This is a genomic window from Mesorhizobium sp. WSM4306, assembly GCF_007003975.1.
Lineage (GTDB): Bacteria > Pseudomonadota > Alphaproteobacteria > Rhizobiales > Rhizobiaceae > Mesorhizobium.
This window is the reverse complement of the sequence record NZ_VFTC01000015.1, coordinates 112,710-124,689: the sequence shown is the minus strand read 5'-3', so window position 1 is coordinate 124,689 and position 11,980 is coordinate 112,710. Positions and strand designations below refer to the sequence as shown.

Annotated in this window: 5 protein-coding genes; 4 read left to right on the top strand and 1 reads right to left on the bottom strand. The window is 64.0% G+C overall.

The annotated features are described in order from the left end of the window. Entirely contained in the window at window positions 1-1,929 is a 1,929-nt protein-coding gene (locus FJV77_RS18845) for an autotransporter assembly complex family protein (protein WP_142868259.1), read from the bottom strand. Window positions 1,930-2,208: 279 nt separating this feature from the next. On the opposite strand from FJV77_RS18845, the gene FJV77_RS18840 reads away from it, so the two are divergent. From FJV77_RS18840 to FJV77_RS18825, 4 genes are all read left to right on the top strand, one after another. Continuing rightward, window positions 2,209-7,692 carry an alpha-2-macroglobulin family protein gene (locus tag FJV77_RS18840; protein WP_142868258.1) on the top strand — a complete coding sequence of 1,828 codons (5,484 nt, stop codon included), beginning with the start codon at window positions 2,209-2,211 and terminating at the stop codon, window positions 7,690-7,692. A gap of 206 nt (window positions 7,693-7,898) precedes the next feature. After that, window positions 7,899-9,989 (top strand): penicillin-binding protein 1C, encoded by a 2,091-nt coding sequence (gene pbpC, locus FJV77_RS18835; RefSeq protein WP_246691308.1) that lies wholly within the window; start codon window positions 7,899-7,901, stop codon window positions 9,987-9,989. Window positions 9,990-10,029: 40 nt separating this feature from the next. Next, window positions 10,030-10,713, top strand: a complete 684-nt coding sequence (locus tag FJV77_RS18830) for a M15 family metallopeptidase (protein ID WP_142868257.1) — start codon at window positions 10,030-10,032, stop codon at window positions 10,711-10,713. 231 nt (window positions 10,714-10,944) lie between these two features. Continuing rightward, window positions 10,945-11,973 carry a sulfate ABC transporter substrate-binding protein gene (locus FJV77_RS18825; RefSeq protein WP_142868256.1) on the top strand — a complete coding sequence of 343 codons (1,029 nt, stop codon included), beginning with the start codon at window positions 10,945-10,947 and terminating at the stop codon, window positions 11,971-11,973. Window positions 11,974-11,980: the final 7 nt, after the last annotated feature.

The following is an 11,980-nucleotide window of genomic DNA, read 5'->3' as shown; positions in this document are numbered from 1 at the left end:
TCAGAAAGCCTGTCCGATGCCGGCATAGATGCCGAAACGCGGATCGCCACGGTCGCGGTTGAGCGGCAGGGCGGCGTCGATGCGCAGCGGCCCGAACGGCGTAATATAGCGCAGGCCGACGCCGGCGCCGACCTTCATGTCGGAAAAGTCCGGCGTCGATTTGGTCGAGACGGTGCCGGCGTCGACGAACGGCACGATGCCGATCGTGTCAGTGAGCGCGATGCGCATCTCGACCGATGTCTCGAAGAAGGACAGCCCGCCGATCGGCTGATTGTCGATGTCCTTGGGACCGATGCCCTGATAGGCATAGCCGCGCACCGAGCCGCCGCCTCCGGAATAGAAGCGCCGGTCGGCCGGAACGTGCTCTAGACTGGTGCCGACAATCGAACCCAGGGCGACGCGTTCGGCAAGCACGAACTTCGAAGCCGTATCGAGCGACTGATAGGCCGATCCCTCGCCCTTCAGCTTGAGGAAGGCAGCACCGCTCATAATGTCGTAGCTCGGTTCGGCATAGGCCAGCACCCTGAAGCCGCTTGTCGGGTTGAGCCGGTTGTCCCTGTTGTCATAGACATATTGCAGCGGGATGCTGGCAATCAGGTATTTGTGTTTGCCGAAGGTGTCGGTGACCCTGGAATAGTCGAGCGCAATTTCAGCCGACACCGTCTGCTTCTTGTCGATCTCATAGGACAGGCCGGTGCTGCCCTTGATCGAGAAATGGTCGTAGGCGTCGGGATGTTCGAGCACTGTCTTGACGCTGGCGATGAATTTCGAGGCCGGTCCGACCACGCCCGGCTTTTCGAACATGATGCCGGCATTGTAGTTGAGCTCGCTGAGATCATTGCTGCCGATACCGCTGATCTTGCCGTCAATGCGCAGCTTTTCGGCCCGGCCGAACAGATTGCGATGGCCCCAATAGCCTTCGAGGCCGAGCCCCTCGGTGTTGGAGAACGTGCCGCCGACGCCGAAATAGCGGGGCTTGCGCTCGCTGACCTGGACGCCGATCGGGATGTTGCCGTCGGCGTCGAGACTGTCGGCTTCCTTCAGCGTGACGCTGTTGAACACTTCGAGCCCAAGCAGCCGGTCGCGGGCATCGTCGATCTCGTCAGGCGAATATTGCCGGCCGCGTTTCAGCCCGGTCATGTATTCGGTGAACTCGCGATCGACCTTTTCGGTGCCTTCGACGGTGGTGTCGCCATAGCCGGCTACCGGTCCAGCGGCCACCGTCAGCGTCACGTCGAGCGTCGAGGTGTTGTGCTCGGCGACGATCTGCCTATCGGTGATCCGGGCCAGCGGCCGGCCCTCCTGCTTCAGCGCCCGCACAATCAGCGCTTCGGCCTTGAGCACGGCGCCCGAACCGGCATCCCCGCCCGCGATCAGGCCGAAATCGGCGCTCGCAAGCCCTGCGGCATCGCCTTCCAGCCGGATGTTGCCGAGCGTGAATTTGGGCCCGCTGGCGATGCTGATCACCACCGGAATCGGCTGCGGACCGGTAAATTCGGCATCCGGCGGCAAATCGTCGAGCGCCTTGCCCTGAATGGTGATGGTGACCACACCCTCATAGCGGGCATCCGAATAAAGCGCCGCGACCAGTTGCTCGCGGTCGCTGCGCGCCTTGGCCAGCAAGCCGAGCGAGCCGGAAACCGGGCGCTCCTCGTCGGCTTTCAGCGTCGAGGCGTTTTCGAGCTTCTTGACCAGGTCCTTGTCGGCATCGGGCGCCTCGATGCTGACGGAATAGCGCAGCGGGTCGACGATATCAGCGTCCTCGTTATCAGACGAACCCCACAATTTGATGCCGAAAATCTCGAAGGCGGCGGCCGAGCCTGATTCGACGACGAGCACGGTCGAGCACGCCAACGCCAAAATCAGCGCGCGCGAAAGCGCACGCCGTGGCGTGCGTCCCTTCGACATCTGCGCTTCATACGCCGGCATTAAGACAACCTAGGCTACAAAACTAAAATTGGAATGAAGTTCTGAAGTGCTCGTAAAGGGGCCACAATCCAATTGTCTGAAATAGGCAGGGCTTGGAATTCACACCTTTTGCGTTGCCGCAAGAAAGCGTGATCCCTTTCCCTGTGGATGAACTGTCTCACATACCGGTATCAGCCGGCATGGCAACCGTTGGTGGGCGGAAACCTGCCCGTCCTCGTGTTGACAAGCTTGACTGGAGCTTGAACAAGCCTTGGACGTCAGCAGTGTCTGGAGGGTGTTATGGCAATGCGCGCGGCTCGTGGTCTGTCTATCCTGATCCTTCTCTTTTTCGCCTGGGGAACTGTCGCGCAAGCGGCCGAAGCCCGCCGGGTGGTGACCTCAAACAATTCGGATTATTTCGGTTTCGATCTCAGATCGGACCAGAATGTCAGCCTCGATCAGTGCAAGACCACATGCCTCGGCGACCCCGCCTGCCGCGCCTTCACCTACAACAACAAGGCCAAGTGGTGCTTCCTCAAATCCGACTTTAACCAGTTGAAACCGTTCAGCGGCGCTATCGCCGGCAAGGTCGTCAATGTCGATGGCGATCCCGATATCGGCGCCCCGCCGGAACTCACCTTCTTCCCCAACTGGATGGCTGACCAGGCCCAGCAGTACCGCAACAAGCTGACCGATCCGGCCTATGACAAGCCAACCGAGGGTCTGGAAGCGCTCCGCGCCGCAGCCGAGCAGGCGGCGTTGACCGGCGACCATGGCCAGGCCATGAACAAATACGAGGCCGCGGTCTCGGTCCTGCCCGATGACGGCCAGCTCTGGCTCGGTCTGGCGCGTGAAACGCTTGCCATACAGCCGGCTAGCGGCAGTTCAGAATCCTATAATCTGCCGGTTAAAGGCACCTCCGCCGCCATCAACGCCTACAAATTGCTGCGCACCACCAAGACCCGCGCCGAGGTGCTGGCGCTGCTGGGCAACGGCCTCGACCGCCGCGATCTCTACCGCCCGGCCCTGCAGGCCTATGAGGCGAGCCTTGCTCTGGTCAGTTCGCCGGCCGTCAAGGCCGAATATGAGGACCTCAAGGCCCGCAAGGGCTTCCGCGTCATCGATCACTCGGTCGATGCCGACACCAGCGCGCCGCGCATCTGCGCGCAATTCTCCGAGGAACTGGTCAAGACCGGCGTCGATTACGCGCAGTTCGTCACCGTCGACAACCAGCCGCCCAAGGGCGTCGAAGCCAAGGACAAGCAGATCTGCGTCGAAGGTCTGGAGCATGGCCAGCATTACGAAGTGACCTTCCGCGCCGGCCTGCCGGCCGCAATCGGCGAGGTCACCGCAGCGCCTGTCGTGCTGTCGATCTATGTCCAGGACCGCGCACCGTCCGCCCGCTTCACCGGCGACAGCTTCGTGCTGCCGGCCGGCGCCCGCCGCGGTATTCCGGTCGTCACCGTCAACATGACCGCTGCGCAGATGAAGCTCTACCGCATCGGCGATCGTTCCCTGGCGCAGCTTCTGTCCGGCTACCAGTTCCTGAAGCAGCTCGACGGCTACGACATCTCAAGCATTTCCGACCAGATGGGCGAGCCTGTTTGGCAGGGCCAGCTCGACATCGCCAACGACCTCAACAAGGACGTCACCACGTCGTTCCCGGTCGACGAGGCCTTGCCGCAGCGCAAGCCCGGCGTCTATGTGCTGACCGCGCAACCGGTCAACGAGAATGACGACGACGATTACAATTCGCTTGCCACCCAGTGGTTCGTCGTTTCCGACATCGGCCTCTCGACCTATACCGGCCAGGATGGGCTGAATGTGTTCACCCGCTCGCTCGGCACCGCCAAGCCGATCGCCGGCGCGGAACTGACGCTGCTGGCCAGGAACAATGAAATCCTCGGCACCGCGACCAGCGATGCCGAAGGCCACGCCGTCTTCAACCCCGGCCTGACGCGCGGCGACGGCGGCATGGTGCCGGCCGTGCTGATGGCCAAGCAGGGCGACAACGACTTCGTCTTTCTCGACATGGGCCGCGCCGGCTTCGATCTTTCCGATCGCGGCGTCTCCGGACGTGCCGCACCTGGTGCGCTCGATGTCTATGCCTGGACCGAACGCGGCATCTACCGCGCCGGCGAGGACGTGCATGTCGCAGCCCTTGCCCGCGACGGCGCCTCCAAGGCGGTCGAGAACCTGCCGCTGACCTTCATCTTCACCCGTCCCGACGGCGTCGAGAACCGCCGCATTGTCGCCGACGGCGTCTCGGCCGGCGGCTATGCCGTCGACCTGCCGCTCGAAGCCAACGCCATGCGCGGCACCTGGACAGTGTCGATCTACACCGATCCCAAGCAGGCCGCCGTCTCCAGCCAGATGTTCCTGGTCGAAGACTTCGTGCCGGATCGCATCGAGTTCGACATGAAGTCCGACAAGCAGGAGATCGCCCAGGGCGAAACCGCCAACATCGACATTGACGGCCGCTTCCTCTATGGCGCACCGGCTGCTGGCCTCGCCCTCGAAGGCGAACTGACGCTGTCGACGGCGCGCGATTGGGACCGTTTCGCCGGCTATTCGTTCGGCCTTGCCGATGAACAGTCGGCCGAGCCTTCGGTCACCCCTTTCACCGGTCTTCCCGTGGTCGGCGACGACGGCAAGGCGACCTTCCCGGTCACGGTCGATCAGTTGCCCGCCACTACCAAGCTGGTCGACGCCAAGGTCACGGTGCGCATGCGCGAAACCGGCGGCCGTGCCATTGAGCGCTCGCTCAACATCGGCATTCGCCCACAGGGCCACATGATCGGCATCCGTCCGGATTTCGAGGACAATGAAGTGCCGCAGGGCGGCATCGCCAAATTCAGCCTGATTGCGGTCGATCCCGACGGCAAGCGCGAAACGCTGAAAGGCGCGCAGTGGTCGCTGGTCAAGGTCGAACGCAATTACCAGTGGTACCGCAACAACAACTCCTGGAACTACGAGCCGGTGACCTTCACCAAGTCGATGGCCAATGGCCAGGTCGATCTCAACGCCGATACCGAGGCGACCGTGACGATGCCGGTCGACTGGGGCCAGTACCGGCTCGAAATCGAGACCGCCGATCCCGAGGGCCCGGCGACCAGCTATGAGTTCGACGCCGGCTGGTATGTCTCCTCGACCTCCACCGAAACCCCTGATGGCCTCGAGATCGCCCTTGACAAGGATAGCTACGCCGCCGGCGAAGTGGCCAAGTTGAAAGTGTCGCCGCATTTTGCCGGCGAACTTCTGGTCACCATCGGCGCCGACAAGCTGCTCAAGACCATCACGGCAACCGTGCCGGCCGGCGGCAGCACGGTCGACATCCCGGTCGGCGACGACTGGGGCGCCGGCGCCTACATCACCGCAACCCTGTTCCGACCGGGCGATGCGCAGGAGACGCGCATGCCGGCCCGCGCCATCGGCGTGAAATGGCTGACGGTCGATCCGGGCTCGAAAAAGCTCGCGGTTACGCTCACGCCGCCGGACAAGACGATGCCGCGCCAGCAGCTGTCGATCCCGGTTTCAGTCGCCGGCGTTGCAGCGGGCAGCAATGCCTATGTCACGGTCGCGGCCGTCGATGTCGGCATTTTGAACCTCACCAACTACAAGGCGCCGAATCCGGAGGACTGGTATTTCGGCCAGCGCATGCTGGGGCTTGAGGTGCGCGACATCTATGGCCGCCTGATCGACGGCTCGCTCGGCACCACCGGCAAGCTCAGGACCGGCGGTGACGGCGCCGCAATGCAGACGCAAGGCAGCCCGCCGACCGAAAAGCTGGTCGCCTTCTTCTCCGGCCCGGTCCAGCTCGACGCCGACGGCAAGGCAAGGATCGACTTCGACATCCCGCAGTTCAACGGCACCGTGCGCGTCATGGCTGTCGCCTGGACCAAGGATGCGGTCGGCCATGCCTCGACCGACGTCATTGTCCGCGATCCGGTGGTGATCACCGCCGGCTTGCCGCGCTTCCTGGCGCCGGGTGATGCCGCTGTCATGCGGCTCGACGTCGCCGACACGGACGGCCCGGAAGGTGACTATGCACTGTCGATCGACACCACAGGCGACCTCTCGACCGGCGACAACCCCCTGCCTGAAAAGCTGACGCTGGCCAAAGGCAAGCGCCAGACGCTGACCGTGCCGCTGATTGCACAGACGGCGGGCAATGCCTCGATCACCATCAAGCTCGCCCATGGCGACGGCACCGCTGTCGAGCAGACGCTCTACGTCCCGGTGCGCCCGGCGCAATTGCCGGTCACCACGCGCCTGGTCGTCGACCTCAAGGGCAATGGCGGCTCGTTGCGCGTCGACAAGGAGCTGCTCGCGGCAAGCCTGCTCGACGGCGCCTCGGTCAGCGTCGGCGTTTCGCAGGCAGCCGCCTTCGACGTGCCGTCGCTGCTGATGACGCTCGACCGCTACCCCTATGGTTGCGCCGAGCAGACCACCAGCCGCGCCATGCCCCTGCTCTACGTCAACGACCTGGCGTCCTCCATCGGCATGGCAAGCGACCCCGATCTGCACGACCGCGTCCAGGCCGCCATCTACAAGGTGCTGAGCTACCAGGCTTCGGCCGGCAGCTTCGGCCTGTGGGGCCCGGGCTCCGGCGATCTGTGGCTCGATTCCTATGTCACCGACTTCCTGACCCGGGCGCGGGAGCAGAACTACGACGTCCCTGCTTTGGCGATGAGCCAGGCGTTGAGCAATTTGCAGAACTCGGTCGGCTACGACCAGGACGTCCAGGACCGCGGCAGCGAAATCGCCTACGCGCTCTACGTTCTGGCTCGCAACAAGAAGGCCTCGGTCGGCGATCTGCGCTACTACGCCGACACCAAGCTCGAAGCCTTCTCCAGCCCTATGGCCGTCGCCCAGCTGGCGGCGAGCCTGGCGCTCTACGGCGATGCACAACGTTCGGAAGCGACCTTCCAGACGGCGCTGCAACTGGCCAAGTCGACCACCGACTACGACTACTACCGGTCCGACTATGGCTCGCGGCTGCGTGACGGCGCCGCGATCCTGGCGCTCGCCGCCGAATCGAAGCCGGTGCCGACCATCGTGCCGGAGCTGATCCGGCTGGTGGCAAGGGAACGCGCCGATGCCCGCTGGACGAGCACGCAGGACGAGTCCTGGATGCTGCTGGCGGCTCGTGCGCTGAAGTCTGGCAACGACTCGATCAAGCTGTCGGTCAACGGCGCGCCGCATGCCGGTGGGTATTCCACTCAAGTAAGCGGCAGCGATATCGCCGACAGCCCGCTGACCATCGCCAACACCGGCTCGACGCCGCTGCAGGCGGTCGTCACCACGGTCGCCTCGCCGGTCGAGCCCTTGCCGGCCGGCGGTGACGGCTTCACCATCGACCGCACCTACTACAAGCTCGATGGCACCGAGGCCAACGTCACCGAGGCGACGCAGAACGAACGCTATGTGGTCGTGCTCAAGGTCTACGAGCAGAACCGCTGGCCGTCGCGCCTGCTTATCACCGACCTGTTGCCGGCCGGCTTCGAGATCGACAATCCGGGCCTGGTCTCCAGCGCCCAGCTGTCGAACTTCACCTGGCTGGCGCAGACCGACGCTGCCCATCTCGAATTCCGCGACGACCGTTTCGTCGCGGCATTCAACCCCAATGACGGCGACGGCGACCGCAACATCATGCTGGCCTATGTCGTGCGCGCGGTGACGCCGGGCACCTATGCCCACCCGGCAGCCACGGTGGAGGACATGTACCGGCCGCAATATTCGGCCCGCACCGCCACCGGCATGATGGAGATCAAGGCGCCGTAAGGCGCCTTGATAGACGTAGCGATGGCGCTGCCCCTCATCCGCCTACCGGCACCTTCTCCCCGTACAGTGACGGGGAGAAGGGGACTATCGCGAATTTCCCTGCTTGTTCTGCCACGTTGGCAATTGGCGAAACCATCGGCAATAGCGTCTTTCTCCCCGTCTCTATACGGGGAGAAATGTCCGGCAGGACAATGAGGGGCGGCGCCATGCTTTCGAGGAAATTTCTCCGCCGCACCGCAATAACCGCAGCCACCTGCGCCGGGATTCTTTCGGTTGCAGCCGCCACCCTTTGGCAGCTCGACCGCGCCTACCCGCCGCCTTTGCCCGAAAAGCTCACCGTCTCGACCGAAGTCCAGGACCGTGACGGCCAGCTGTTGCGCGCCTTCGCCACGCCGGACGGCTACTGGCGGCTCGATACACACCTCGACCAGGTCGACAAGCAGTTCGTCGACATGCTGGTCACCTATGAAGACAAACGTTTCTGGGATCATGACGGCGTCGATTTGCTGGCGCTGGCGCGTGCCGGCGGCCAGCTTGTCACCAACGGCCACATCGTTTCCGGCGGCTCGACGCTGTCGATGCAACTCGCCCGGCTGATCGAGCCGCGCGAAAGCCGCAGCCTCGGCTCCAAGCTCAAGCAGATGCTGCGCGCCATCCAGATCGAGCGGCGGCTATCCAAGCAGGAGATCCTCGAACGCTACCTGACCTTGGCGCCCTATGGCGGCAATCTCGAAGGCGTGCGCGCCGCGTCCCTCGCCTATTTCGGCAAGGAGCCGAAGCGGCTGACGGTCTCGGAAGCCGCCTTGCTGGTGGCGCTGCCGCAATTGCCGGAAAAGCGCCGCCCCGACCGCAATCTCGACATTGCGCATGCCGCCCGCGACCGCGTGCTGACCCGCATGGTTTCATCAGGCCTGCTCGGCGAGCGTGAGGCCGCGCGTGCAGCACTTGACGATGTCTCGGGCCTGCGCCGCAAACTGCCGGCGCTGGCGCCGCACGCCGCCTATGCCATGCTGCCCAAGGCCATCCCGGGCAAGCCGCTGCAGCTGACGATCCGCAAAAGCGTCCAGCAAGGGTTGGAACAGGTGGCGCGCGATGCCGCCATCAAGCTTGGCCCTCGCCTCTCCGTCGCCATGGTGATGGCCGATGCCCGCACCGGCGACATTCTGGGCGAAGTGGGCTCGGCCGATTTCTTCGATGCCAGCCGTTCGGGCTGGATCGACATGACCAAGATCGTGCGATCGCCCGGTTCAACGCTGAAGCCGTTCATCTATGGCCTCGCCTTCGAGCAGGGGCTGGTGGCGCAGGAAATGCTGATCGAGGACAGCCCGGTCGATTTCGGCGGCTACCGGCCGAAGAATTTCGACATGGGCTATCAGGGCGATGTCTCGATCCGCCAGGCGCTGCAGCTGTCGCTCAACGTGCCGGCGATCCGGGTGCTTGATTCTGTCGGCCCGGCGCGGCTGATGGCACGCTTCCGCCAGGCCGGCGTCAGCCCGGTGCTGCCGGTCAACGAGGCGCCGGGCCTCGCCATCGGCCTCGGCGGCGTCGGCGTGACGCTACGCGATCTCGTCCAGCTCTATACGGGGCTCGCCAATGGCGGCAAGGCGAACACGCTGCACGACGGCACCGAGCCGGCCAATGCCGAACGCACCACCGCCACCATTCTCGACGCCCAGGCGAACTGGCAGATCACCGACATATTGTCGGGCGTCAAGCCGCCCGAGGGCGCCTTGCAGCGCGGCATCGCCTACAAGACCGGGACATCCTATGGCTACCGCGATGCCTGGTCCGTCGGCTTCGACGGCCGCTACGTGCTGGGCGTCTGGGTCGGCCGCGCCGATGCGGGCGCCGTGCCCGGCCTTTCCGGCTATGTCTCGGCCGCCCCCATCCTGTTCGAGGGCTTTGTCCGTTCAGGCCTCGCCGCCGTGCCGCTGCCCAGCCAGCCGGCCGGCGTCGTCAAGGCCAAACGCGAAGATCTGCCGGTGACACTGGCCCGTTTCGGCGCGGGCGCCGACGGGCTGGTGCAGGCAGGCCCGACCGAGCCGGCGCCGACGATCATCTTCCCGCCCAACGGCGCCCGCGTCGATCTCGCCACCAATTCCGCCGAGGCCTCGCCGCTGGTGCTGAAGCTGCAAGGCGGTCGCGCACCATTCCGCTGGCTCGCCAACGGCAAGCCGCTCGTCGGCATCGACCGCCGCCGCACCGCCACCTGGCTGCCAGACGGCGCCGGCTATTCGACCCTCACCGTTATCGACGCCGTAGGACGCGCGGCGAGCGTGAAGGTGTTCGTTGAATAGGTGGCGCCAGGCGATTCAAAGCATTGGACTTTGCGTCCTCATGCCTTTCGTCTTCGCTCTGCCTGCCTCCGCCGATCCCCTGCCCGCCGGCTTTGTCCGCCTTGCCGATGTCGATTCCACAATCCGCCAGGACATCCGCTATGCCGGCCTGGAAAATTTTCTGCATCGCAAGGCCGACGGCTATGACGCGCCGGTCTGCATCCTCACAAGGCAGGCGGCGCAAGCGCTGTCCGGCGTGCAGAAAGCGCTCGCCACCGATGGCCTGACGCTGGTCGTCTTCGACTGCTACCGGCCGGCTCGCGCCGTCGTCGACATGGGCGAATGGACCAGGGAGGGCGGCCCGTCCGACCCGCAATGGTATCCCAAGGTCAAGCGCGGCGACCTCATCGCCAAGGGCTATATCGGCGGACTGTCCACCCATTCACGCGGCTCGACCGTCGATGTCGCCATTGCCCGCAGCGATGGCAAAAGCACATCATCCGCTGCCTGCGGTGCTACGGGTGCCGGCACACTGGATTTCGGCACCAGCTTCGACTGTTTCGATCCGGCGAGCGAAACCGCCCATCGCCCGCTCGCGGCCGATGCGGCGGCCAACCGCAAAAAGCTGCTCGATGCCATGCGCGCCGGCGGCTTCAAGAATTATACGCGCGAATGGTGGCACTACACGCTGGCAAACGAGCCGTTTCCGAAGCAGCGCTTCGACTTCCCCGTCACTGCGAATTGAAACCACCCGGAGCTACGGCGAATCTCCGCCGCGGCGGCCTTGCCTCAGCGCGGCCCGCTTCTAAATAGCGCCGGACGGCCTGGAGTCGGCCTAGGCTAATATGAGGAAAATGTTTCCTCTCAGCGCACAATATCGGCGAAAAATTGCTTCGAAGGGCCAAAAAAGGCAACGTTGAATGCATCTAATTTCTATCAATTCGATAGAGTTCAGCCGTCATCAACGGAGGCGGAAATGACCAAACCTCATTTCAGGAAACTGCTCGGCGCACTGGTCGCCACATCGATCCAGTTCGGCACGCTCGGTTTCGCGTTTGCCGATACCACCATTCTCAACGTGTCCTACGATCCGACACGCGAACTCTACAAGGCCTATGACGAGGCCTTCGTCGCGCACTGGAAGGCCGAGACCGGCGAGACGGTCACCATCCAGCAATCGCATGGCGGATCGGGCGCCCAGGCCCGCGCCGTGATCGACGGTCTCGACGCCGATGTGGTGACGCTGGCGCTCGAAGGCGACATCAACGCCATTGTCACAAAGTCGAAGAAGATCAATCCCGACTGGCGCAAGAAGTTCGAAAACAATTCGGCGCCCTATACATCGACCATCGTCTTCCTGGTCCGCAAGGGCAACCCGAAGGGCATCCATGACTGGAGCGATCTGGTCAAGGACGGTGTCCAGGTGATCACGCCCAACCCGAAGACGTCGGGCGGCGCGCGCTGGAACTACCTCGCCGCCTGGGCCTACGCCAACGCCAATGATGGCGGCGATGAAGCCAAGACCAAGGAATTCGTCGGCAAGCTCTACGCCAATGCTCCGGTGCTCGACACCGGTGCCCGCGGCTCGACCGTCACCTTCGCGCAAAAGGGCATTGGCGACGTGCTGATCGGCTGGGAAAACGACGCCTATCTGGCACTCAATGAATTCGGCGCCGACAATTTCGAGATCGTCTATCCGCCGACCTCGATCCTGGCCGAGCCGCCGGTGGCGATCGTCGACGCCAATGTCGATGCCAAGGGCACCCGCAAGGTGGCCGAAGCCTATCTCGGCTGGCTCTATTCCAAGGAAGCGCAGACGATCATTGCCAAGAACCACTATCGTCCGGCCAAGCCCGAGCTGGTGGACCCGGCGGATATCCCGAAAACCCCTGAAATCAAGCTGATCTCCATCGACGATCCGCTTTTTGGCGGCTGGAAGAAGGCACAGCCTTACCATTTCGGCGACGGTGGTATATTCGACCAGATCTACAAGCCGGCCCAGTGAGCTAAAA

What these genes read in the sequence shown, in the direction of transcription:
- FJV77_RS18845 (WP_142868259.1), bottom strand. Translation starts at nt 1,929, where the DNA reads ATGCCGGCGTATGAAGCGCAGATGTCGAAGGGACGCACGCCACGGCGT.
- FJV77_RS18840 (WP_142868258.1), top strand. Translation starts at nt 2,209, where the DNA reads ATGGCAATGCGCGCGGCTCGTGGTCTGTCTATCCTGATCCTTCTCTTT.
- pbpC (WP_246691308.1), top strand. Translation starts at nt 7,899, where the DNA reads ATGCTTTCGAGGAAATTTCTCCGCCGCACCGCAATAACCGCAGCCACC.
- FJV77_RS18830 (WP_142868257.1), top strand. Translation starts at nt 10,030, where the DNA reads ATGCCTTTCGTCTTCGCTCTGCCTGCCTCCGCCGATCCCCTGCCCGCC.
- FJV77_RS18825 (WP_142868256.1), top strand. Translation starts at nt 10,945, where the DNA reads ATGACCAAACCTCATTTCAGGAAACTGCTCGGCGCACTGGTCGCCACA.